Raw genomic sequence first — 24486 nt, forward strand, 5'->3', positions numbered from 1 at the left:
GGTGCTGTAGCAGGGAGCAAGGATGACCGAGGTTCCGGCGGAACTCACCGAAGCGATTGCCGCGCTGCGCGAAGAGCTGCGGGGCGACCTCGGCGATGAGCAGCGCTACTACGCCAGCGTCCAGCTGGTGGAACTGCTGCTGCAGCGCGACGAACTGGACGGCGCGGAGCCGAACGAGGCGATCGCCATCGCCGACTGGCTGGCCGGGGCGTTCGACGCGGACTCCCCCGCGCGCATCCCGCCGCTCTACGACCTCTGCCTGGCGCACCTGCTGCGCGCGGCCCACCGCGGCGAGGACGATCTGCGCGCCGCCGCGGGGTATTGGCGGCAGTTGCGGCCGCTGCTCACCGCGGAACACCCGGGGCGCGCCGAGATCGGCGCCCGCAGCGCGCTGATCATCGCCGATGCGGTGGTCCGGCTGGCGGACCCGGCCGACTTCGCCGCGGCGATCGCGGATCTGGACATCGCCATCGACGAGCTCCCGGACGGCGACCTGCGGCGCGGTGCCGTGCTGACCCGCGCCCAGCTGTGGGCGGCGAGGTTCCGCTTGCTGGGCGGTGACGACGCCGATCACCGGCGCGCGGTCGCGGCGTTCACCGAATCCCTCGCGTGGCCGGAGGTCCACCTCCGCGATGTCTGCCACCGCGAGCTCGCCCTGCTCATCCTGCTCAAGGACCTGCCGGCCGCCTCGCGCCGCGCGGAGCTCACCGACGAACAGCTCCGGCAGCTCCTCAACGGCCGGCCGAAGTCCGAACTCCGCGCCGTGCGAGCGCATCTCGACGCGTTCTCCGCCGACCTGATCGCGATGCCGGACATCGCCGCCGCGCGGGTCGGCGTCGTGCTCGCGCAGGGAGCCGAAACCACACCGCAGGACTGGGACGTCCTGGCCGCGGACCTGGGCACGCTGATCGAGCACGCCCCCGACGGCGATCCCGGCAGGCACCGGTCGGTCGTGCTCCGGGCCGCGTTTTCGTCGGACCCACGACCGGCCACGCCGCTCCCCAGGCTCGCCGAGCTCGACGAAGCCATCGTCGCGCTGCGCCGGAAGGTGATCTCGGACATCGACGCGGAATCCGTCAGCGGCGACCTGCTCGGGATCTCCGCGCTGCTGATGGAACGCGCCGTCCTGACCGACGGCGACCCCACCAGGACGATCGAGATCGCCACGAGCATGGCGGCGATCCACGAACACGAGCCGGGCGCGCAGCTCCTCCCGCTCTACCAACTCGCGCTGGCCCACTCGTTGCGCGGCGACCTGCGCCTCGCTGTGGATCTCCTGCGCGAGCTGCGCCCGCTGCTGACCGCAGGCGATCCGGGCAGCGCGGAGATCTTCGCCCGCAGCGGCATGATCATCGCCAATCTGGTGGCCGATTCAGACGAGCTGGACCACGTCGACGAGGCGATCGCCGACCTGGACGTCGCGCTGCCCGGGCTCGCCGACGGCGAACTCCGCCGCCGCGCGGCGATGGCCCGCGCGACGATGCAGCTCGCCCGGTTCACCATGCTGGGAGGCGGCGAGGACGACCGCCGGAATGCCATCGCGACGTTCGAAGAAGCGTTGCAGCACACCGATATCAGCACCCGCCTGCGCGACACCTGCCACACGGGGATCGCGTTCCTCGCGCTGTCGAAGAACCTGCCCGCCGAACACCGCCAGCAGCGGCTCGGTGTGGACCAGCTCGACAAGATCGTCGGCTACCTGGACGAAGCCGAACTCCCCACGGCCCGGCGGCACCTGGCCGCGGTGTCGGCGGACGCGTCGAGCCCCGAACTCGCAGCGCTGCGACTGCTCGTCTGGGCGAGGAACACCGACGAGAAGCAGGATCTCGCCGCCGCGCTCGACGACCTGGCCACTGTCTCCGAGGACGCCGCGGACGGCGCGCTGACCACGGCGGAACTGGAAGCCATCCGCGCCGTCAAGTCGGCACTGGCGGGCGACGACGCCGACCGGTCGATCAGTGCCGCCACGGCGGGCCTCCCGCTCGAATCCCCGGTCCGCCTGCTGGTCACCATGCAGCGGCTGTCCGCCGAGGGAGTGCCCGGGCTGAGCTCCGAGGAGATGGCGGAGCTGGTCGGCTGGCAGGAACAGCAGGTCAACGCGATGCCCGACGACGATCCGGAGCGCGCCGAGGCGCTCGCCGGACTGGCCGGGGCGCTGCTGACGCAGGCCCGGCGCGACGGCGATGTTCCCGCCGACGCGCTGGCCCGGATCAGGGCGATCGCCGAGGAAGTGGTGCGCGAGTACCCGTCCGACAACATCGCCGCCGGGTTCAGCCACACCCTGCTCGCCTTCGACGAGAAGGCGGAGGTGGACCTGGAGTCCGTGGAGGAGACGCTCGGCCACATCCAGCGCGCGACCGAACTCCTGCCCGCCGAGCACGAGATGCGGATGGACTTCGGGCCCACCCTGGGCAGCATGCTCCTGGTGCGCTTCGCGCTGACGGGCAACCGCGAGGACGTCGAAGCCGCCGGCTACTACGCGCCGGACGGCAGCTCGCTCGCCAACCTGATCAACGACGTGTCCGCCCGGGTCGGGGAGAGCTCCATCGGCGAGCCGGACGTCGTGCTCCGCGACCTGCGCCCGGCCCTGGAGGGGTTCGTCCCGGAGGACCGCATCCGGTGGATAGCCAGGATCACCGCCTCGGTGCGGCTGCTCGGCATGGTTCCCCTCTACAGCGAGCTCCTGCCGACGGCGGAGCAGCTGGACTCCCTCGCTGACGGCGTCGACGCGGTGACGGCCGACCTCGAACCCGAGGTGCAGGCACGGGTGTCCGATGGCATCGCCCTCGTCCGCGAGCTCAGGCGGCGAACCGCCAGCCGCTTCACCGGGAAGATCGACCTCGACGGCGCCCGCGAGGCCCTGGACGCAGCCCGGCGGCTGCCGCGGACCCGGGCCGATCACGCCACCGAGAACATCGGCGCCGCCAGCCTCTGCATGAGTTTCGGCCTGGTCTCGGGAGATCTGGAGCTGGCGGACTACGGGTTGGAGGTGCTCGCGGAGGTCGTCGAGGCTCCGGTGCGCCCGGCGCACGACCGGCACCTGGCGATGCGGCTGTTGACGTTCGGGCGGCAGGCCCGCTTCGCGCGCGGCATGTCGCCGGACGCCCTCGGCCCCGCCATCGAAGGGCTCGAGCGGCTGGTGGCCGATTTCCGCTCGGGATCCAGCGATTTCCTGGCCAGCGACCTGGATCTGCTCGCGATGAACTACCGGCATCGCGACGATCCGGAGCGCGGCGACCGGCAGCGGGCGATCGAGACGAGCCTGGAAGCGCTTCGGGTGCGCGCCCGCGGCGTTCTGCTGCAGTCCAGCCCCAGCCGCGCGATGCACGCCGCGGCGGATGCGGCCGGCAGGGCCGTGCGCACGGCTCGCAGGTGCCTCGACGCGGAACGACCGGAGTCCGCGATCCGGGCGCTGGAGCTGGGGCGCGGCATGGTCCTGCACGCCGCCACCACCGCGGCGAGCATGCCGGAGTTGTTGCGCGCCAACGGCAGTCCCGAGCTGGCGGATCGCTGGGAGGCCGAGGTCGACCGGCGACAGCCGTGGGACACCCATGCCGAGTGGACGGATCCGACCAAGAGCCCACTGCCCAGCGACCTGCGCCACAAGGTGTTCCGCGCGCTCGAAGGCACCGACGCGGACGACGAACTGGTCTCGGCCACGGCGCTGGCCGACATCGGCGCGGAGCTGCGGGCACGGCGTACCCGGGCGCTGGTGTACCTGATCGAAGGGGAGGCGGTGCTGGTCACCGACCGCGGGACCACCCACCGGCTCCCCTGCCCGCAGCTGTCCGAGCACCACGAGGCGGCCCGGCACTTCGACCTGCTGCAGCAAGAACTCGCCAGCGTCGGCGCGGCGGCGCGGCAGCCGTGGCAGGCCGCGCTGGAGGCTGTGTGCGACTGGGCGTGGGAGGCCGCGCTCGGGCCCCTCCTGGAGTGGCTCGACGATCCCGGCACTCCCCGGATCGTGCTGGTGCCGACCGGGAAGTTCACCGTCGTGCCGTGGCACGCGGCCCGCCGCCGGGCACCGGCCGGCGACATCCGCTACGCCTGCCAGGACGTCGTCATCGCATACGCCGCCTCGGCGCGCCAGTTCGTGGAGGCGGCCCGCCGGCACCCGCGGCCCTGGCCGCACAAACCGGTCCTGGTGCGCACGCCCGAACTGCACTGGACCCGCCACGAGCTCGGGCACATCCACAACGCCCACTACCCGGACGGCAGCTACCTCGGCCGCCCGGGCCCGCGCCGCCGGTCGGTGCCGACGCCGGAGGACGTCCTGGCCGCGCTGCCGGGCGCGTCGCTGCTGCACCTGAGCTGCCACGCCGATCAGGCCGAGATCCCGGTCGAATCCGCACTGCGGCTCGGCGCCGGGCGGGCCCTGCCGGTGCGCGACATCCTGCGCCAGCACCACGAGAGCGGGCCGCACGCGGCGCTGGTCGTGCTCGCGGCGTGCGCCAGCGACCTGACGATCCGCGCGCACGACGAAGTCCTGACCCTGGCCACGGCGTTCCTCGCCGCGGGAGCCAGCGGCGTGGTCGGCACCAAGTGGGAGATCGACGACCTGGCCACGGCGATGTTCATGATCGTGTTCCACCACCACCTGAACGCGAGCCACCCCGACCCGGCGGAGGCCCTGCGCGCCGCCCAGCTGTGGATGCTCGACCCCGACCGCCGACCGATCCCGGCAGCACCTGCGGAGCTGACCGAGCACTTCGCGGAAATCGACCCGACGGCACCGATGCACTGGGCGGCATTCACCTACCACGGCCGCTGAGTGTCCACTATGGACCACTGTGGGCGATGGCAGACTCCGAGAATGCTTCACCATGACGCCGCGAGCGCCGTCACCCGCTACCTGGCCACCGCCGACCGGCTGCTCCCGGGAATGATCACCGGCTTCTACGTCGTCGGCTCGGCGGCGCTGGGCGGCTGGCGGCCGGAGCGCAGCGACATCGACTTCATCGCCGTCGTGGACGGCAGCCTCGGCGACCGGGAGGCGCGCAGACTGCGGGTCCTGCACGTGGTCGGCAACGCCACGGCCGCCGGAAGAGCTCTGAGGCGGGCGAACCCGGCCATCCCCGGAACGATGAACGGCGGGTTCGTCTCGAAGCCCGATCTGAGCGAACCGGTGACGCGGATCCGCCCCCTGGCCTCGCACAGCGGCTGGTCCTTCAAGCGCGGCCGCGGCTTCGACGTGAACCCGGTGATGTGGAAGGTGCTGCGGGAGAGCGGGATCGCGGTGCGCGGTCCAGCCCCAGGCCGGCTCGGGCTCGACCCGGAGCCGGACCAGCTGCTCGCCTGGAACCTGGACCAGCTGCGCGGCCACTGGCGGAGCTGGGCGGAGAAGTCCCTGTCCCGGAAACCACCGCGCAAACCACTACTCCCGGCCCACCGCGTGGCGCTGGCCCGCGTCCTCGGCCCGCCGCGCCTGCACTGCACGATCGCCACCGGCCGGGTGATCACGAAGGAGGGCGCCGCCGAGTACGCCCTGGACACCTTCGCGGCCCGCTGGCATCCCCTCATCCGCTCGGCCCTCGCTCACCGCACCGGCGAGCCCGTGCCAGGCGGATCGCCGGAGCCAAGCGAACTTCCGCGCCTGGCCGGCGAGTTCACCCTGGAGCTGATCGCGGACGCGGACCATTCGTAGCCGCGTCCGCGACCCAACTCAAGCGAGCGGCGGCCGTCAGAAGTCGACGGCGGTGCGGTCGTCGACGCGCGCCACCGATTCCTGCGCGAACCGCTTCTTGTACTCCTCCCGGATGCCCTCGATCTTCGGGTCGTTCGCGCCGTGCTCGGCGACCGGGTAGAGCAGGACCAGCTCGAACGACTTCTCCCGCTCGATCACGCCGTGCGCGTCGCGGTACTGCCCGTACCCGTCCTGCACCGTCAGCCCCGCCGGGAACTGCGGCGTGACGACCTCGTCGACGAACGCGTGGAACTGCTCGTCCGACACCGGCTCGCCGCCCCCGGGCATGGCGGTGCCGAAGAACAGGCTGGTCTCCAGGTACGCCGCGCCGGCCCGCTCGGACGGCGCCCCGTCGCCGAAGGCGCCGTAGGCCACCGGGCCACCCACTCCGATGAGCCCGGCGGCCAGCACCGCGGCGGTCAGGCGAACAGGCGACTTGATCATCCGGGCTCTCCATCCACAGTGGATAAACGGGTCGGCTGGAGGATATCGGCCCGGATGCGCGGGCGCACCGCGACTATTCGGCCTTCGCCAGGAAGGTCTCGATGCTGGTGGCGAGGGCGACCGGCGTCTCGTCGATCGCGTAGTGGCCGGCGTTGCGCAGAACTTCCAGCTCGCAGCCGGGGTACGACCGCTGGAACGTCTCGCGCATCGCCGACTCGCCGAGGGCCGGGTCGTGCTCGCCGACGATGACCTTGACCGGCAGCTCGCGGCCGTCGATCTCGGCCTGGAAGTCGGCCTTGGCCCACGCCGGCAGGTAGTCGCCGAAGGCCCGCGGATCGGAGGAGTCCAGCGAGTGGCGCACCATCGCGTCCAGCCACACCCCGGTCAGCCGGTTGCCGGTGGTGAAGTCGATGATGGCCCGCCGGTTCCCGGCGTCGGCGGCGGCGCCCGAGAACAGCGCCCAGCCCTGCTCGTCGAACGGCACACCGCCGGCGGGCACCGGCGAAACGCCCACCATGGCGCGCACCCGATCGGGTGCGTCCGCCAGGACGCGCTGCATGACGGCGCCGCCCATCGAATGGCCGATCAGCGAGAACCGGTCGAAGCCGAGCTCGTCGGCGAGCGCGAGCACGTCCCCGGCGGCCTCTTCCAGCGTGTGCGCACCGGGTTCGCCGACCCGCGCGCCGTACCCGCGGTAGTCCGGGAAGACGTACCGGAAACGGGTGCCGTCCAGGTGCGGCTGCAACGGCCGCCAAGCACGACCCGAACCGAACCAACCGTGCAGCGCGATGACCGGGTGCTCCCCGACGCCGACTTCCTCACGCCCAGCAGGCATTCCCACCTCCAACGGAGAAGTTCCGGCCACCAGCATGGCGCACCGGTCAACCTCGGGTGGCCCGGCGCGCCGTCGGCACATTCAGCTGGCGGGGTGGGATTTCCGACGTTGCCGCAGCACACCGGTGGTCACCGCGACGGCCGCCACCGCCATGGTGAGCAGCAACGATCGCCGGGTCGAGGGGTCGAAGGCCAACAAGGCGAACAGCGCCACCAGCGCCGCGATCACGCCCCACGACAGGTACGGGTAGCCCCACATGCGCACCGGGAGGCTGCGGCCCTCGCGCGCCACCCTGGCGCGGCTGCGCAGCTGAGTCGCCGCGATGCACAGGTAGAGCAGGATGATCACCGAGCCGCTGGAGTCCACCAAGAAGTCGAAAACCGCCGCCGTGCTGACGAAGTAGTTCGCCCCGGCGGTGATCAGCCCGGCCAGCGCCACCAGCAGCACCGCCGGAACCGGCACGCCCGCGGAGTTCGAGCGCGCCAGCAGGCGCGGTGCGTCGCCGTTGCCGGCCAGCGCGAACATCATGCGCGACGCCGTGTAGATCCCGGAGTTCAGGCAGGACAGCACCGCCACGAGCACGACGAAGTCCATGATCAGCCCGGCGTGCGGGATGCCCAGCCGGTCGAGGACCGCGGAGTACGGGCTGTCGGTGATGCCGGCTTCGGCGTGCGGCAGCAGGGTGACGATCACGGCGACCGAGCCGATGTAGAAGACGAGGATGCGGACCACCGTGGAGCGGATGGCCTTGCGCACGGCCTCCGCCGGGCGCTTCGCCTCACCGGCGGCGATCGTGACGACCTCGGCCCCGTTGAACGCGAAGGTCACCACGAGCAGGGCGGGCAGCACCGCGTACCAGCCGTTCGGCGCGAATCCGCCCCGCTCGAACAGGTTCTGACCGCCGGGCGGCTCGACGCCGGGCAGCAGTCCGGCGATCGCCAGCACGCCGAGCACCAGGAACCCGACGATCGCGATGACCTTGACCAGGGCGAACCAGAACTCGACCTCGCCGTAGGCGCGCACCGCGACCAGGTTCGAGGCGGTCAGCACGACCATGAACGCCACGGCCGCGGCCCAGGCCGGGATCGCGGGCACCAGGCCGTGGAGCAGCCCGCCGCCGATCACCGCCTCGACGCCGACGGTGACGCACCACGCGTACGCGTAGAGCCAGCCGATGGCCAGGCCGCTCCAGCTGCCGAACTCGCGCGTGGCGTAGCTGGCGAACGAGCCGGTTCGCGGTGCCGCCACGGACAGTTCGGCGAGCATCCGCATGACCAGGATGACCAGCAGGCCCGAGAGCACGTAGGCGACCAGCGAAGCGGGCCCGGCCTTGTTGACGACGCTGCCGGTGCCGACGAACAGCCCGGCGCCGATCACGCCGCCGATCGCGATCATGCTCATCTGCCGGTCGCCGAGAGCGGCCCGCAGGCCCGGCGAGGATCCGGGATCCCCGTCGGCTAGCGGGCGGGCCCGCCGGAGGGAAGTCGCTTCATCGGTCATCCCGCCTCCAAAGCTCGTTCGATCGATCGATCGAGAGGTGCGTCGCACCGTAGTTCTCCCCCGATGCGGGGTCAAGAGGAGCGCGACGCGGGCGCACCGCTCCGTCGGCGGTACCGTGCAGGTCGGGCTGATCGATCAATCGACCGAGGAATCCGGAGCACGACGAGATGAGCGCACAGGTCCGCGCGGGCGACGACACCCAGCGCCAGGTTTGGGAGGCCGCCGTCCGGCTGTTCGCCGCGCAGGGCTTCCACGGCACCGGCATCCGGGAACTCGCGGAGGCCGCCAGGCTGTCCTCGGCGACCCTCTACCACTACATGGGCACCAAGGAAGACCTGCTCTTCTCGATCATGAAGGCGTCCCTGGACCGGCTGATCACCGCGGCCGAGCGGGTATCGGCCGAAGCTGCGCAACCGCAGGCGGTCATCGCCCGGCTCGTGCACGTCCACGTGCTCACGCACGCGCTGCACCGCGACGAGACCACCGTGGTGGACAACGAGATCGGCGTCCTCGGCCCCGAGCGCCGCGACACCATGGTGCAGATCCGCGACCGCTACGAGGACTTCTGGCGCGACGCGATCGCCGACGGCTGCCGGCGCGGCGTCTTCTCGGTCCCCGACGAGCGGTTCGCGCGGATGGCGGTGCTGGAGATGTGCTCGGGAGTGGCGAAGTGGTACTCGCCGTCCGGCGAGATGGACCTGGACTCGATCGGCGCGGCGCACGCGCAGCTGGCCCTGCAGCTGCTGGGCGTCTCGGCGAAGCGCGCCGCCGCGACACCGCTGCCGGATGCCGCCGAGATCCACGGCCTCATCGAGGAGATCTGGCAGATCCGCCTGCCGTCGATGCGAGCCCGCGCGCCTCGCGACTGACCGGAGCGGCACCACGCGTGGCCCGGGGGGCGGCATCGCCACCCGGGCCACGCCCGTTCCGGGCGGTCTTGCGGTCTCGCCGCGACGATCCTACGCTGTCGACCGATCGATCGATCGACAGAGTGCGAGGAGGCGACGTGGCAGGCAGCACCGGAACCCCACCGGCGATCCGCTACCGCTCGCGGGTGCACTTCGACGAGCTGGATCCCAACGGGCACCTGCACAACGCCCGGTTCGCGCTGCACGTTGAGCGGGCGACCACGGCGGCGTTCGCGGCCGCGGGCTACGACACCGGGACGATCGCCGGCCGGCACCCCGACCTGCACTACGTGGTCCGCGCCTTCCAGATCGAGTTCCACGCGCCGGTGACCGGCGCGGGCGACCTGCTCGTCCGGCTGCAGCTCACCGAGCTGGGCCGGACCAGCGCGACCTGGACCTTCCACTGCGGACATGAACCGAACGCCACCGGCACCCGGACCATCGTGAAGGTGGGCGCCGACGGACGGCCGCAGCCGTGGTCGCAGCGGCTGCGCGCCTGGCACGCGACCCAGCTGCACGGCCCGCGTTCACCCGAGAGTTGAGGAGGAAGCCGTTGTCCGAAGTCCAGTCCGGCGGTGCCGTGGTGGAGACCGAGATCTCCGGCGACGTCGGCGTCATCCGGCTCAACCGGCCGGAATGCCTCAACGCCGTCAACACCGCCCTGGTGGAACAACTCGTCACCGCGCTCGGCGCGATCACCGACGCGGGCGTCGGCGCGGTGCTGCTGACCGGCCGCGGCCGCGCGTTCTGCGCCGGCCACGATCTCAAGGCGCCGCCGGAGGATCCGGCGACCGTGCAGGCGCGGCTGGACCGGATCCAGGACGTCACGCGGCTGATCCGCGACTGCCCGGCACCGGTCATCGCGGCGGTGCAGGGACACGCCGTCGGCGCGGGCGCGGAATTCGCCCTCTGCTGCGACCTGGTGATCGCCGCGGAGGACGCCCGGTTCCGCTTCCCCGAGGTCGGGCTCGGGCTCAGCGTCACCGGCGGCATCTCCAAGCTGCTGCCGCTGCTCGTCGGCCCGCTCAAGGCCAAGGAGATCCTGCTGTTCGGCGACACCATCGACGCCGCCGAGGCGAGCCGGCTCGGGCTGGTCAACACGGTGGTCCCGGCCGACGCGCTGCTGCAGACCGCGCACCGGTGGGCGGCACGGCTGGCCGAGCGGCCGCGCGCCACCCTGGCGATGGCCAAGGAAGCCCTGGACGCGGGCATCGACCACGCCCTCGAATCGGCGCTGCGACTGGAGATCCGGCACGCGATCCGCACCGAGGAGCTCGCGGCCGACCGGACGGGAGACGCCCGATGAACGCCGAAACCCTCGTCGACCTCGTCCGCGACGCGGCGCGGCGCTGGCCGGATCGCACCGCGTGGACCTTCGACCAAACCGGCCGCGAACTCACCTTCGCCGAGATCGACCGCCGCAGCGACGCGCTGGCCGCGCTGCTGGCCGAATCGGGCGTGGCGGCGGGCGACCGCGTCGCGGTGATGATGGACAACCGCCCGGAATTCCCGCTCGGCTGGCTCGCCGCGGCCAAGCTGGGCGCGGCGATGGTCCCGGTCAACAACCGCTACCAGGAGTACGACGCCACCCACGTGCTCGCGCACTCGCAGGCCCGGGTCGTGCTGACCACCGCCGAGCACGCGGACCTGCTCGCCCGCATCCGGAAGGCCACCTCGGTGCGGCAGGTCCTCGACGTCGACGCGATCGACCTCCCGGCCGCCGAAGCGCCCCGGTGCGCGCCACCGACACCGGAGGCGCTGGCGAACATCCAGTACACCTCGGGCACCACCGGCGCCCCCAAGGGCTGCGCGCTCCCCCACCGCTACTGGAGCACGCTCGCGTCCGGCCTGGTCGACGGCTTCCCCGGCATCGACGACCGCGACACGATCCTCACCGCCCAGCCGTTCCACTACATCGATCCGCAGTGGAACGTCGCGCTCGGCCTCGCCGCCGGGGCGCGGCTGGTGGTGCTGGACCGGTTCCACCCCACCACGTTCTGGGCGAAGGTCCGCGAGCACGGCGTCACGTGGTTCTACTGCCTGGGCCTGATGCCGAAGCTGCTGCTCGACCAGGCTCCGTCGCCTGCCGACCGGGAACACCGGGTGCGCGCGATCAGCGCCTCGGCGATCCCGCCGAACCTGCACGCCGCGCTCGAACGGCGGTGGGGCGTCCCGTGGTTCGAGGCGTTCGGCATGACCGAAACCGGCAGCGACATCCGGATGACCCCGCGGGACCACGACGCCGCGGTGGGCACGGGCTGCCTCGGCCGGGCGGCGCCGGGCCGCGAGGTCATGATCGTCGATGGCGACGGCGTCCCGGTGCCGCGCGGCGAGGTCGGCGAGCTGACCATCCGCGGCATCGGCCTGATGCACGGCTACTTCCGCGATCCCGAGGCCACCGAACGCGCCTTCCGGGCGGGCTGGTTCCACACCGGCGATCTGGCCCGGATGGACGATGAGGGCCGCGTCTACTACGCGGGCCGCACCAAGGACATGATCCGCCGCAGCGGCGAGAACATCGCCGCCGCCGAGGTCGAGCGCGTGCTGCAGCTGCACCCGGCGGTCGAGGTGGCCGCGGTCCTGCCGGAGCCGGACGAGTTGCGCGGCGAGGAGGTGCACGCGGTGGTCGTCCTCCGCGGCCAGCCGTGCGATCCGCGCGAGCTGGCGGACTTCTGCGCCACCCAGCTCGCCTACTTCAAGGTCCCGCGCTACTGGACCTTCCGCGACCGGCTGCCGATGACGGCCTCGGAACGCGTCGCCAAGGCCGTCCTGCGCGCCGAGCTCCGCGACGAGGAGGCGGCCACCCACGACAGCCGCACCTGGTGATCTCCGCGGGTCGGCACTGCCCGCGGCCCCGTTGAGCGTTCTGTCCCCTTTGCCCACTGCGGCTCCGGGTCCACCGTCCGGCGTACATTTGTTTGGTGCGCGCCGGCCTGCCCGCGCACGAACCGACAGAACGTTTCCGTCCTGGCCTGGCCGGGACCGCGGCACCGAGAAGGTTGATCGGGTGGTTGTCCCAACGGCTCGTCCGCAGCGCGCTGAGCGGCCGGGCCGCAGCAAGGCCGCAGGTCGATCGGTCGGCGCGGTCTGGCTGCGCATGCTCGCGGTCGTCGCCGCCGGCTTCACGCTCTACGCGGGCTCTCCCCCGCGCGAGCTGTGGTGGCTGGCGCCGATCGCGTTCGCGGTGTTCGCGGCGGTGCTCCGCGGCCGCAAGGCCCGCGCCGGATTCGGCTACGGCCTGCTGTTCGGCTTCGCGTTCCTGCTGCCGCTGCTGGGCTGGCTGCAGGACTTCCTGGGCGCCGACTTCGGCCCGTGGCCGTGGCTGGGCGTGGCGGGCGTGCAGGCGCTGTTCGTCGCGCTCGGCGGCGCCGGGATGGCACGCGTCAGCCGCCTGCCGGGAGCACCGGTGTGGATGGCCGCGGTGTTCGTCGCCGCCGAGGCGCTGCGCTCGGCCGTGCCCTTCGGCGGCTTCCCGTGGGGCAAGCTGGCGTTCACCCAGGACACCGGCCTGTTCCTGCCGCTGGCCGCGCTCGGCGGCACCGCGGTGGTGTCCTTCGCCGTCGCGGTGGTCGGCGGCGGCCTGGCCGAGCTCGCCCGCCGCGTGCGCACCCCGCGCCGGTGGGCCGCGCCGCTGGCCGCCGTGCTCGTGCCGGTCGTGGCGGGCCTGGCCATGCTGCCCTTCATCGGCACCGACCCCAACGCCGGAACCGCCCGGGTCGCGATCGTGCAGGGCAACGCGCCCAACCTGGGGCTGGGCCTGCTGTACGAGGACGACGTCCTGCACGCCAACCACATCGCGGCCGCGCAGCAGCTCGCCGCCGACCAGGCGAAGGGCCCCCTCGACTTCGTCGTGCTGCCCGAGCAGGTCGGCAGCTGGGGGCCGAGCCAGACCGACCCGGACCTCTCCGGCGTCGCCGCGCAGTTCGGCGTCCCGCTCGTGGTCGGCGGCCTCGGCAAAGACCCCGACGGCTCACTGCGCAACCAGGTCGTCCGGTGGGATCCGGCGACGGGCGCGGGCGACCGCTACGTCAAGCAGCACCTGGTGCCCTTCGCCGAGACGATCCCGATGCGGCCGGTGGCGCGGCTGGTGAGCCCGTTCGTGGACCGCTTCCGCTCGGACATGGTGCCCGACGACAAGCCGGGCGTACTCGACGTCGGAGGCGTCCGGCTGGGCGTCGGGATCTGCTACGACGTCGCCTACGACGACGTGTTCACCGGCGCGGCCCGGGAAGGCGCGACGCTGCTCGCGGTGCCGACCAACAACGCCTGGTACGGCCACTCCGAGATGAGCTACCAGCAGCTGGCGATGTCCCGGCTGCGCGCGGTGGAGCACGGGCGGGCGGTCCTGGTGGCGGCGACCAGCGGCGTGAGCGCCGTGGTTCAGCCGGACGGCACCGTGACCCAGCAGACCGAGCTGTTCACCGCGCAGAATCTCATCGCCGAGGTGCCGCTGCGCTCGACGCAGACGCTCGCCACCCGGCTGGGCAGCGTTCCGATGTGGACACTGGTCGTGCTGGGCGTCGGCGCGGTGGCGCTGTCCTGGTGGCGGCCCCGGCGGACCGCGGACGCCTGACCCGACCGATACGAGTGCACGGCCGGCCGAGCGGGCCGGCTAGGAGGACATGGATGGCGAACCGGCAAGCCCCCGGAGCCGGTGACGACTCGGCCCTGGTGGTGATCCCCACCTACAACGAGCGGGACAACCTGGAGCCGATCGTGCGGCGGCTGTTCGCCGCGCTGCCCTCGGCGCACGTGCTGGTCGTCGACGACGGCAGCCCGGACGGCACCGGCGAGGTGGCCGACGGGCTCGCCGCCGACGACGAGCGGGTGCACGTGCTGCACCGGAGCGAGAAGGCCGGGCTCGGCGCGGCGTACGTGGCGGGCTTCGAGTGGGCGCTGGCGCGGGACTACGGCGCGATCATCGAGATGGACGCCGACGGCTCCCACTCACCCGAGGACCTGCCCCGGCTGATCGGCATGCTCGGCCCGGACGGCACCGGCGCGGACGTGGTGCTGGGCTCGCGCTACGTGCCCGGCGGGCGGACGGTGAACTGGCCCTGGTACCGGGCGCTGCTGTCCCGCGGCGCCAACGTGTACTCCAAGCTGGCGCTCGGCGTGTCGATCAACGACATCACCTCCGGCTACCGCGTGTACCGGCGGGAGGTCCTGGAGACGCTGCAGCTGCACAACGTCGCCTCGCAGGGTTACTGCTTCCAGGTGGACCTGGCGTGGCGCGCGGTGGAGGCCGGGTTCGTCGTCGTGGAGGTGCCGATCACGTTCGTGGAACGCGAGCTCGGCAGCTCGAAGATGGACGCCGAAGTGGTGCGCGAAGCCCTCGTCAGGGTGACGAAGTGGGGCCTGCGCCGCCGCGGCAACCAGGCCGCGAGCGTCCTGCGCTCGATCCGCCGCTGACGACCGCGGGATCCGAGCACGTCGAAGCGCCCGGGACGGGGTGTCCCAGGCGCTTCGTCGGATCCTGGTCGCTCAGTGACCGCGGCGTGCCCGCAGCAGGTCGAGGCGCTCGTTGAGCAGCTCCTCGAGCTCCGGGATGGTGCGCCGCTCCAGCAGCATGTCCCAGTGGGTGCGCGGCGGCTTGGCCTTCTTCTGCTCCGGCTCGCTGCCGTCGATGATCTTCGACTCGGTGCCGTGCAGGCGGCACTCCCAAGTCGGCGGCACCTCGGCGTCGTCGGAGAACGGCACCTCGAACTCGTGGCTCTTGGGGCAGGCGTAGCGCACCGTCCGGCGCGGTGCGAGGTCGTGGTTACGGTCGGTCTCGTAGCTCACCGCTCCGAGCCGGCTGCCACGCAGAACGCGGTCGGCCATGACGGTTCCTTTCACTTCGGCCCGGGACCTGGCCCGAGCGGTTGTGCTCACCGTGTGCAACGACGGGGGACCCGCCGTATGTTCCCGGTGTAGTGCTTCTGGTTGCCGTCGGTGACGTTGTTCACCCATCAACGACGGCTTTCTCCCTAGAGATGCAGTCGGTCGGCGTTCGTGACGCGTTATCCCACTCGCAATCTATAGGTGCGTTCGAACGGGTGATAGTGCCAGATGATGAGTCACTATGGCCAAGCTGGATCTCGGGAAAGTGACCATAGTGGGACGGAGATCACGACACGGACGGGGGACTAGACGCGAAAATTGGTAACTGAATGTAGCTATACTTGGTTCCCTGTTGTCACAACGCTGCGTACCGGCATATTCCGATCACACCGAAAATCCCGGCCACGCCTGTCACCAGCATGGAGCAACGCCGCCGCCTTGGCGAGGCGGACGCGCATCGTCACCCGTCGCGCACGCTGCGTGTTCACCGAACGAGTCAGAGAACCTTCGGCGCCGGGTTGCCGACCGCCTCGATCGCCCGCCGCACCGGCACCAGCGAGACCAGCACCAACCCGACCGCGAAGAACACCACCAGCGACACGATGGCCAGCCGGAACGACCCGGTCGCCTGCCCGACCCCGGCGAACACCAGCGGGCCCAGCCACGACGTGGAGCGCTCCCCCACCTCGTACAGCGAGAAGTACTCGGCCTCCCGGCCAGGCGGCACCATCTGGCTGAACAGCGACCGGGACAGCGCGTTGGTGCCGCCGAGCACCAGCCCGATGCCCACCGCCAGGCCGTAGAACTGCATCTGCTGGCCGGCCTGCACGAAGTACGCGGCGACCAGCACCACCAGCCAGGTGGCGAGGCTGATCAGGATCGTCTTCTTCGCGCCGATGCGCCGCGCCACCACCCCGTGCAGCACCCCGCCGACGAAGGCGATGAACTGCACGATCAGCAGCGTGATGATCAGCGAGTCCTGCGGGAGCTTGAGCTCCAGGTTGCCGTACTGCGCCGAGACCTGGGTGACCGTCGAGATGCCGTCGGTGTAGATCCAGTACGCCCCGAGGAACGCCAGCGTCAGCGGGAAGTGCTTCGCCTCCCGGAACGTGACCATCAACTGCTTGAAGCCCGCGGTGACCGCGGACGGGCCGCGCACGGCCCCCTCCGGGGCGCGGTGTTCACGCAGCGCCGCCAGCGGCAGCAGCGTGAACACGGCCCACCAGACGCCCGAGGACAGGAAGATCAGCCGGACCGCGGTCTCCGTGCTCATGCCGACCGCGTCGTGGCCGAGGTAGATCACCAGGTGCATGGCCAGCGCCGCACCGCTGCCCAGGTAGCCGACGGCCCAGCCGCGGGTGGAGACGTCGTCCCGCTCGTCGACGGAGGCGATCTCCGGCAGGAACGAGTAGTAGACCACCACCGAGGCGCCGAAGCAGATGTTGGCGATGATGAACAGCACCACGCCGAGCTGCCAGTTCTGCCCGCCGACCAGCGCCAGCAGCGCCGTCATCGCCGCGCCGCCGAACGCGAAGATCCCCAGCATCAGCCGCTTGCTCTGCGTCCGGTCCGCGATCGCGCCGGTGATCGGCAGCACGACCACCTGCACGACGGTGGCCACCGACAGCAGGTAGCCCCACAGCGACCCGGCCGGGAACACCAGCCCGAACGCCGAGATGTCGCACTGCACCAGCGCGTTGTTCTGCGGGCAGGCGTTCAGGCCGTTGCGCGCGACGTCCGCCTTCGCTGCCTCGGTCGCCACCGAGGTCAGGTAGAGCGAGAGGAAGACCGTGGTCACCGAGGTCGGGAACACCGAGTTGGCCCAGTCGTACCAGCACCAACCCCGCTGTTCCCGGCGCCGCCGCCGCGCGGCGTCCGGTGCCAGGTCGCTGTCCATCACGCTCATCCGTTCGGTCCTCCGGCCAAGATCACTCGATTGGGGGTAACCGGACCTTACTGGCTCAACGAACGCGGTGGAGGTCCGTGCGGCGACAATGCGTAGTTCTGCTCATCCGCCGACCTCCGGCTGCGGCTCGCCGAACCGCTCCCGCAACACCTCCTGCAACACGTCCGGCCGGTCGGTGACCAGCCCGTCCACGCCGAGATCCAGCAGCTCCCGCATCTCCACGGCGTCGTCGACGGTCCACACGTGGACCTCCATGCCCCAGCGATGAGCCTGGCGCACGAAGCGGGAGTCGATCAAACGCAGCCGGCCGAAGCCCGTCGGCACCTGCGTCACGCCACCGACCACCGCCGACCGCAGCGGCCAGCCGCCCCACCGCGAGCTCAACCACAGCAACCCGGCCGAACGACGCCCGGTCGAGGTGAGCAGCCGCGGCCCGACGGCCCGCCGCATCGCGGCCAGCCGGTGCTCGGCGAACGACGCCAGGCACACCCGGTCCCAGGCGTTGTGCCTGCGCAGCGTCCGCAACACCGGCCCCACCGCCGAGTCCGCCTTGACGTCGATGTTGAAGAACATCTCCGGCAGCTCCTCCAGCGCGGCATCCAGCCGGCACACCGGCTCCCGGCCACCGATGAGCGCCGAGCCGACGGCCGACCAGGGCAGCCGCTCGATGAGGCCGCGGCCGTCCGTGGTGCGGTCCAGCGTCGCGTCGTGGTTCACCACCACGACGCCGTCGGCGGTCGCGTGGACGTCGGTCTCGATGTAGCGGTAACCCTTGTCGGCGGCGCGGCGGAACGCGGCCAGCGAGTTCTCCAGATCGTGCAGTTCCCCGAGGTGCCACCCGCGGTGGGCGAACGCGCGGGGCCGGGGCCCGGACAGGAAAGGATGCGTCACGCCCGCAACTCTGCCCGATCGGCGTGCCTGCACCGCGCAGGCGGGGCCCTTGGCTAACGTGATCGATCGTGGAAACCTCCGACCTGCCGTCCCGCCGCCAACGCCAAGCCAGGCACTGCGCGTGGTGCGGACGACGCGTCCCGGAGTCGGGCAGGCAAGGACGTCCCCGCCTGTACTGCGCGCAGTCCTGCCGCCAACGCGCCTACGAGCGCCGCACCGCGGTGCAACGCGGCGGCCTCCCGGAAGACGCGGTGGTGCTCTCCGCCGCCGAGCTCGCGGATCTGCAGGACCGGCTGTTCCAGCTGCGCTGCGCGGCCGAAGACGTGGTCACGGCCATCGAGGACGCCGCCGACCACGCCGAGCTGCGCAAGCTCGCGACCCAGGTGGTGGCCGTGGCCGGGGAGCTCGAACGGCTGCGGTGAGACGAACGGAGCATTGTGCGGACCGGCCGGGGTGGCCAGGATGAGTTGGTCCCCAGCGGTGGCGAGGAATCGACGGTGCCCGCACGTCCCGTAGTCCGCGGCTTGCGCCGCGCCGACCTGATCAGCCAGGACCCGATAGCTTCGGCGGTCTTCTACCGGGCCCTGCTCGACTGGACCCCGGCGCCGACCGGCGCCGGCTTCGACTGCTGGGTGGGCAACCGCCGCTGCGCCGCGATGCGCTCCCCGCGCGGCCGCGAACTGCCCGGCTGGCGCCCCATGTTCGCCGGCACCACCCAGGACGGCTCGCTGACCGGCCCCGACGACGCGGTCGCGCTCATCGCCAAGGGGCGGGCCCAGCACGGGCCGTGGGCGCCGAGCCCGCGGCCTGGCGAGCCCTGCTGGATCGAGCTGTGCACGGCGGTCCCGGACCGCGCCGACGCGTTCTGGGCGGACATCCTGAGCTGGTCCGTGCACGCGGACCAGTACCTCGCCCACGGCCGGCCGCTGGCGTCCCGCACGATGCGGCGAACGGTCGGCTGGGGCTGGCTGTGCTACTTCGCGGTGGAGGACGTCGAGGCGATCAGCGCCCGGGTGGTGGAGCTGGGCGGCGAAACCGTCGACCGCGCCGATCACCCGCTGCTGGGCGCGACGGCGGTGGTGTCCGACCCGTCCGGAGCGACGATCGGCCTGGCCGCGGCCGACAAGTGGGGCTGACGGCGGCTAGCCGCCGGAGAGCTCGCCGAGCACCTGCAACGTCCGGTTGGCGCGCACGGACAACCGCTGCTCGCGCGCGGTCACGTCGATGTAGGTCTGGCTGGAGTTGATCGACGAGTGCCCGAGCAGCTTGGCGATCTCGGCGGCGCTCGCCCCGTCCTCGGCGAGCCGCGTCGCGAAGGTGTGCCGCAGCGCGTGCACCATCGCGCCCGGCTGCACCCGGTCGGAGACGCCCGCCGCCCGCAGGGACTGCCGCACCAGGTACTGCAGGCCGCCCCGGCGCAGCGCCTCGCCGTGGTGATCGACGAACAGCGGCTCGCCGCCAGGCAGCCGGTCGCCGAACCGCACCCGCCGCGACTCCAGGTAGCTCTGGATCAGCGAGTCCAGGGTGTCCTCGATGGGGATGGACCGGTTCTTGCCGCCCTTGCCGTGCACGTGCAGCCGGCGATCCCCCGCCCGGCCGGCCAGCGACCCGACGGTCAGCTCCAACAGCTCAGCCGAGCGCACCCCGGTGCACAGCAGCGTGGCGAGCACGGCGAGATCGCGCTCCGGCCACGGATTCCGCGCCCGCCGGGCCCCGGCGGCCACCGTGCGCAGCAGCCGCTCGGGGGTGTCCTCGCCCTGTAGCGGCTTCGGCGTGGAGGGAGCGTTGCGCGGCTTCGGCACCACCTGCATCGGATTGCCGGACACCGCGCCCTCGACCACCAGGAACCCGAAGAACCCGTTCCAGGTCGACCAGGCCCGGGTCACCGACGAGGCCGACCGCGACGCGGCGAACCGCGCGAACGCCGACCGCAGCACCGAGGCGGTGACCAGGTCCACGGCCAGCCGGTCGGCGCCGGTGCCGGTGAGCTCGACCAGCTCACCGGCCACCGACTCCAGGTCGCGGCGGTAGGCACGCAGCGAATTGGCCGCGAGCTTCCTGGCCTGCAGGTGCTCCAGGTAGATCTCGATCAACCGCGCCACGTCCACGCCGCACCTCCCCGGTGATCAACTCGGGTAGATGAAACCAGACGGCACCGACAATCAGCTGTTGCGGATGAACCGGTCGAGCACGCGGGTGCCGAACTTCAGCGAGTCCACCGGGACCCGCTCGTCGACGCCGTGGAACAGGGCCGCGAAGTCGAGGTCCGCAGGCAGCTTCAACGGCGCGAAGCCGAAGCAGTTCATGCCCAGCCGGCTGAACGACTTCGCGTCGGTGCCGCCGGACATCATGTAGGGCAGCGCCTTCGCCCCCGGGTCCTCGGCGAGCAGCGACGCGGTCATCACGTCGACGATGCGCCCCTCGAACTTGGTCTCCACCGGCGGCAACCCGACCCACTCGCGCTCCACGTCGGGCCCGAGGAGCTCGGCCAGCTCGCGGTCGAAGGCCTCCTCCCGACCGGGCAGGATCCGGCAGTCCACGGCGGCCTCGGCCACCGACGGGATCACGTTGTGCTTGTACCCGGCGGTGAGCATCGTCGGGTTCGCGGTGTCGCGCAGCGTGGCGCCGACGATCCGCGACAGGTTCCCGAGCTTGGCGACGGCGCCCTCGATGTCGTTCTCCGGGAAGTCCCAGCCGGTGATCTCGGTGACGCCGGCGAGGAACTCGCGAACAGAGTCGGTCAGCACCAGCGGAAACCGGTGGTTGCCGAGCTTCGCCACGGCCTCGGAAAGCTTGGTGACGGCGTTGTCGTCGTGCACCATCGAGCCGTGCCCGGCGCGGGCCCGCACCCGCAGCTTCAGCCAGCGGATGCCCTTCTCCGCGGACTGCACGAGGTAGGCGCGAACGCCGTCCTTGAGCGTGACCGAGAAGCCGCCGACCTCGCTGATCGCCTCGGTGCAGCCCTCGAAGAGCTCGGGCCGGTGGTCTACCAGCCACTGAGCCCCGTGGAAGCTCCCTGCCTCCTCGTCGGCCAGGAACGCGAATACGACGTCCCGCGGCGGGGTGATGCCGTCGCGCTTGAGCCGCCGCGCGACGGCGAGGCTCATGGCCAGCATGTCCTTCATGTCGACGGCGCCGCGCCCCCACACGTAGCCGTCCTGCACGGCCCCGGAGAACGGGTGGACGGACCACTCGGCGGGATCGGCGGGAACGACGTCCAAGTGCCCGTGCACGAGCAGCCCGCCCCGCGTGGAGTCGGCGCCGGGCAAGCGGGCGATGACGTTGCCGCGCCCGGGGTGGTCCCCGGACTCGACGTAGGTGACGTCGTAACCGACCTCGCTGAGCTTGGCCGCCACGAACTCGGCGGCGGCACGCTCGCCGACGAGAGTCTCGGGGTCGCCCGTGTTGGTGGTGTCGATGCGGATCAGGTCGCTCGCCAGGCCGACGACCTCGTCCTCGGCCCGCAGCAACCCAGCGTCGTGATCAGTGCCGGAGATACCCTCGTTGTGTGCGCTCACCAGGCATTTCTATCACCCGGCCACGGAAGAGGGGGGTGCCGTTGGAGCGTGTTTGACCATGGGCTAATCTATGTACACAACACAGCGGGGAGGCCCGAAAGAAAGAGGGCCGAGCCGAAGATGTCCGAGTGGCGGAATGGCAGACGCGCTAGCTTGAGGTGCTAGTGCCCTACTAATGGGCGTGGGGGTTCAAGTCCCCCCTCGGACACTCTCTTACCCCACAGGTTTTTGACTCGACAGCTAGCACTCCTCGTTGCTGGCGGCGGGGTTTTTCTTCTGGCGCTCGATGGTGGAGTCCGTCTCGGGCGCGGAGCGTATTTGGCCAGGTGAGGCCGTCAGATCTGGAGTTGGACAGCGCGGAATCGGCCTGAGATGCCAGCCCGCGTGGCTACACACGACCTCCAGCCCTGCTCGGCGAAGATGGTCACCCACCCCTATCCCGACATCATCCTCGGGTGGTTCCCCACCTCGCTGACTGAGCAGGCCCGGTAAGGCTTCGCGGAGGTGATCCTCCCGGACGTACACCTGACGGGGCGTCTGTCTCGACCGTGGTAGAGCGGCCTTGGAGCCATGACGGCAGCGATAACCGGCGCGGCCGTGCACCCAATGCGCGTCCATCCGACGGCCGCACTCCCCGCACTCCACCAGATCAGCCAGCTCGTACTTCCGAGCCTCACCACCCTTGGCCGGCGGCCGGACAGCACGGATCCGTTGAACGGCGAGGAACGTGGACTCATCGACCAACGCCGGATGAGACAGCTGCTTGGAAACTTCCCACTCCTCCACCGAACTCCGGCGCACCGTCCCCGAACCCCGGCCACCAGCGCGTCCCCCGGCGCCGTGGCCCTTCGTGGAGTGCCGGTTCCAGACCTGCCGGCCGGTGTACCGCGGATTCTCCAGAATCAGCGCAATAGTGCGGGCGATCCACCCCTTCCCCGAGCGAGGGGTGTTCCGGGCCTGATCCGCATCGGCCGGACAGGGCACACCACGCGCGTTGAGCTCCCGTGCCAACGACGCCACCGACCGACCACGCGCCCGCTCGGCGAACATCCACCGCACCCACGGCGCAGTCTCCGGATCCGGCTCCAACGCGTGAACACGCCGCCCCCACTGCGCATGCGTGGCATTGGGATGCGGACCCGCATCCACCAGGCGATATCCATACGGTGGGCGACCGCCGAGGAAACGTCCCTCGCGTCGTGTCTGGTATCCCATCGCGGCTTTCACCCGATGTCGAGCCCGCACCACCTCACGCTGCGCCTGCGCACCCAGCAACACCATCAACGCTTCGTGCACCGGGCTGTCCAGTTCCACCGGCCCACCGGCCTCGGGCAGCCACAGCTGCACCCCGAGTGCGTTCAGTCGTGCCACGACCTCCCGAAACTGATCACCGTGGAAAGCGCGCTCGTACTCGCCCACCACCACGGCATCGAACCCACGGTCCGGGTCCTCCGCCGCTGTCAACAGTGCCGAGGCTGCCGGGCGTTCCCACCACGACCACCGCCGCGACCGTCCCTCGTCGAAGAAATCGACCACGATCTCACCGACGCCCTCGACCAGCTCTTCCGACAGCGCCCGCTGCCACGCGCGCGAGGTCTCCGGGTCCTGGAAACCACTGGTCGACATCCGCCCGTAGAACGCGAACCGCACACCACCAGTCGGTCTTGCCGACGGTCGCGGCGAACCACGACGTGCCGCCACCGCGTCGACAAAGCCGGAACTGGTCAACCCACCCATCTCGGCCCTTCCTGCTTCGAAGCCGAGACACATGGTGGCCCATGGCAGCGAAGGACTTGATCTACACCCGAACAGAGCAGTCCGATACGCGCCCGGGCTGAACGTCGTCTCCATCGCTGTCGCCGCCCGCAACTGGCGCTGCTGCGGTCGGCCGAAGAACCCAAGCGGTTGGCCATGCCCTGAACCGCTCTGGCTGCGTGTCTGAACAGGCACCGTGGCTAAGATCGACCGTATGCCTGGGGATGAGAAGCCCGTACGGCGGGTGAAAGTCACAGCTGAAGCGATCTTCGACGTCACCGACGCGACTGCGGTCAAGCAAGCGGCGCTGGAGGACATCGCGCAGACCTCGTTCGCTGGCGACAAGGCAGAGGTCGCGGAGATCGTCGCTGAGGAGCAGGACGCTGTCCGGGGCGACCTCACCAAAGCGGTCTCCTGGCTCGCCGATCCAGGGCAGATGATCTCCTTCGATGTACCGGGGATCCAGTGCGACCTGACGACGTACCGCGTTGATGACCTCGACAATCCTGAGCCAGCCCGGTACCCGGATTTCGCATCGCTGTTTCACACGTGCGGCTGTCGGCTCGATTCGTGTGACAGTTGCGAGGGCTTCGAGCTGGCGCCCCGAACGGCTGCCGTCTTGTCGTCCATGAGCCAGATGCTCGCTGATCAGGCCTACGACGACGTGATCGAGCATGGCGACGAACCGGTGGACAACGAGTCCGCTTGGAATATCTTCGACGAGTATCCACGCATCACCTGGCGGCAGGACGCCGTCTGGCGGCGACAAGCGGCACGCGCATTCGACGATCTCGCCGCGGACCTCGCCACCGGCGACTGGCCACTCCCCCGCTGCCCCGCCGAAGAGATGGCACTCCACCTGAGCATCCGCTACGCCCAGTCGGCCGTCGAAGACGGTTGGGCCGGCTTCGACGGTCCGCTCAAGCACATCCCCGAACATCCAGACGACTTCGAGTGGACCGCCCTGTACGACGTCCTCTTCCAGGACCTCGACATTCTGTCCCTATTCGACGCGGAACTCGACGGCATCGAGGATCCCGAGAGCGAGACCAACCAAAGCTTCGGCATCGGCGACTACCGACCGCAGGCATGGTTCCAGACCTTCAACAACATGGAGCCACGCGACGGACGACGCCCGTTCCGGCGCTAACCCGAAGCCCCGCACCGGCAGCGGTCGTCAGAAACCTCCGCCAGCTGCCACAGCTGCCGCGCCCCATACCCCG

The 24486-nt window shown here is 71.1% G+C and carries 20 protein-coding genes and 1 tRNA gene; 12 read left to right on the top strand and 9 right to left on the bottom strand.

The features are described 5' to 3' along the window. Positions 1–22 precede the first annotated feature (22 nt). Positions 23–4771 (top strand): CHAT domain-containing protein, encoded by a 4749-nt coding sequence (locus AB0H93_RS08175; protein ID WP_358569320.1) that lies wholly within the window; start codon positions 23–25, stop codon positions 4769–4771. Positions 4772–4813: 42 nt separating this feature from the next. Further along, positions 4814–5644, top strand: coding sequence for an aminoglycoside adenylyltransferase domain-containing protein (locus AB0H93_RS08180; RefSeq protein WP_358569323.1), 831 nt, complete (start codon positions 4814–4816; stop codon positions 5642–5644). A 36-nt stretch (positions 5645–5680) separates the two neighbouring features. Here the strand turns inward: AB0H93_RS08180 and AB0H93_RS08185 are convergent, their stop codons facing one another. The 3 genes from AB0H93_RS08185 to AB0H93_RS08195 form a co-directional block, all read right to left on the bottom strand. Next, a complete protein-coding gene (locus AB0H93_RS08185) occupies positions 5681–6127 on the bottom strand; it encodes a DUF3574 domain-containing protein (RefSeq protein WP_358569325.1) in 447 nt (148 codons plus the stop codon). Between the two features lie 73 nt (positions 6128–6200). Then, positions 6201–6962, bottom strand: coding sequence for an alpha/beta hydrolase (locus tag AB0H93_RS08190; protein WP_358569328.1), 762 nt, complete (start codon positions 6960–6962; stop codon positions 6201–6203). An 81-nt stretch (positions 6963–7043) separates the two neighbouring features. After that, positions 7044–8462 carry an amino acid permease gene (locus tag AB0H93_RS08195; protein ID WP_358569331.1) on the bottom strand — a complete coding sequence of 473 codons (1419 nt, stop codon included), beginning with the start codon at positions 8460–8462 and terminating at the stop codon, positions 7044–7046. 167 nt (positions 8463–8629) lie between these two features. Between AB0H93_RS08195 and AB0H93_RS08200 the strand changes: the two genes are divergently transcribed. From AB0H93_RS08200 to AB0H93_RS08225, 6 genes are all read left to right on the top strand, one after another. Next, positions 8630–9331, top strand: coding sequence for a TetR/AcrR family transcriptional regulator (locus tag AB0H93_RS08200; RefSeq protein ID WP_132490060.1), 702 nt, complete (start codon positions 8630–8632; stop codon positions 9329–9331). 137 nt (positions 9332–9468) lie between these two features. Then, positions 9469–9912, top strand: coding sequence for a hotdog domain-containing protein (locus AB0H93_RS08205; RefSeq protein ID WP_358569334.1), 444 nt, complete (start codon positions 9469–9471; stop codon positions 9910–9912). A gap of 38 nt (positions 9913–9950) precedes the next feature. Next, positions 9951–10676, top strand: coding sequence for an enoyl-CoA hydratase/isomerase family protein (locus AB0H93_RS08210; RefSeq protein WP_358569515.1), 726 nt, complete (start codon positions 9951–9953; stop codon positions 10674–10676). Next, entirely contained in the window at positions 10673–12196 is a 1524-nt protein-coding gene (locus tag AB0H93_RS08215) for an AMP-binding protein (protein WP_358569337.1), read from the top strand. Before AB0H93_RS08210 ends, AB0H93_RS08215 begins: the two co-directional genes overlap by 4 nt. A 181-nt stretch (positions 12197–12377) precedes the next feature. Further along, positions 12378–13943, top strand: coding sequence for an apolipoprotein N-acyltransferase (lnt, locus tag AB0H93_RS08220; RefSeq protein ID WP_358569340.1), 1566 nt, complete (start codon positions 12378–12380; stop codon positions 13941–13943). A 53-nt stretch (positions 13944–13996) separates the two neighbouring features. Then, complete coding sequence (locus AB0H93_RS08225; RefSeq protein WP_358569343.1) at positions 13997–14782, top strand: polyprenol monophosphomannose synthase; 786 nt, start codon at positions 13997–13999, stop codon at positions 14780–14782. Positions 14783–14854: 72 nt separating this feature from the next. On the opposite strand, the gene AB0H93_RS08230 is transcribed toward AB0H93_RS08225, so the two are convergent. The 3 genes from AB0H93_RS08230 to AB0H93_RS08240 all read right to left on the bottom strand — a co-directional run bounded on the left by AB0H93_RS08230 (position 14855) and on the right by AB0H93_RS08240 (position 17990). Further along, entirely contained in the window at positions 14855–15193 is a 339-nt protein-coding gene (locus AB0H93_RS08230) for an RNA polymerase-binding protein RbpA (protein ID WP_358569346.1), read from the bottom strand. 496 nt (positions 15194–15689) lie between these two features. Continuing rightward, positions 15690–17099 (bottom strand): MFS transporter, encoded by a 1410-nt coding sequence (locus tag AB0H93_RS08235; protein ID WP_358569349.1) that lies wholly within the window; start codon positions 17097–17099, stop codon positions 15690–15692. A 102-nt stretch (positions 17100–17201) separates the two neighbouring features. Next, positions 17202–17990: a glycerophosphodiester phosphodiesterase gene (locus AB0H93_RS08240; protein ID WP_358569352.1), complete on the bottom strand. Its 789-nt coding sequence runs from the start codon at positions 17988–17990 to the stop codon at positions 17202–17204. 68 nt (positions 17991–18058) lie between these two features. Between AB0H93_RS08240 and AB0H93_RS08245 the strand changes: the two genes are divergently transcribed. Further along, positions 18059–18412 (top strand): hypothetical protein, encoded by a 354-nt coding sequence (locus AB0H93_RS08245; protein ID WP_358569355.1) that lies wholly within the window; start codon positions 18059–18061, stop codon positions 18410–18412. Between the two features lie 75 nt (positions 18413–18487). Then, positions 18488–19126: a VOC family protein gene (locus tag AB0H93_RS08250; RefSeq protein WP_358569358.1), complete on the top strand. Its 639-nt coding sequence runs from the start codon at positions 18488–18490 to the stop codon at positions 19124–19126. Positions 19127–19132: 6 nt separating this feature from the next. On the opposite strand, the gene AB0H93_RS08255 is transcribed toward AB0H93_RS08250, so the two are convergent. Together AB0H93_RS08255 and AB0H93_RS08260 are read right to left on the bottom strand one after the other, a co-directional pair. Further along, positions 19133–20098: a tyrosine-type recombinase/integrase gene (locus AB0H93_RS08255; protein WP_358569361.1), complete on the bottom strand. Its 966-nt coding sequence runs from the start codon at positions 20096–20098 to the stop codon at positions 19133–19135. A 54-nt stretch (positions 20099–20152) separates the two neighbouring features. Further along, positions 20153–21508, bottom strand: coding sequence for a M20/M25/M40 family metallo-hydrolase (locus tag AB0H93_RS08260; protein ID WP_132490077.1), 1356 nt, complete (start codon positions 21506–21508; stop codon positions 20153–20155). Between the two features lie 122 nt (positions 21509–21630). Here AB0H93_RS08260 and AB0H93_RS08265 point away from each other — a divergent pair. Further along, positions 21631–21716, top strand: a tRNA-Leu gene (locus AB0H93_RS08265). Positions 21717–21748: 32 nt separating this feature from the next. On the opposite strand, the gene AB0H93_RS08270 is transcribed toward AB0H93_RS08265, so the two are convergent. After that, entirely contained in the window at positions 21749–23359 is a 1611-nt protein-coding gene (locus AB0H93_RS08270; RefSeq protein WP_358569364.1) for a recombinase family protein, read from the bottom strand. Between the two features lie 100 nt (positions 23360–23459). Between AB0H93_RS08270 and AB0H93_RS08275 the strand changes: the two genes are divergently transcribed. Next, on the top strand, positions 23460–24413 hold the full coding sequence (locus AB0H93_RS08275) for a hypothetical protein (protein WP_358569367.1): 954 nt from the start codon (positions 23460–23462) through the stop codon (positions 24411–24413). The last annotated feature ends 73 nt before the right edge of the window (positions 24414–24486 follow it).

Source organism: Saccharopolyspora sp. NPDC050642 (genome assembly GCF_040654735.1).
GTDB classification, from domain to species: domain Bacteria; phylum Actinomycetota; class Actinomycetes; order Mycobacteriales; family Pseudonocardiaceae; genus Saccharopolyspora; species Saccharopolyspora elongata.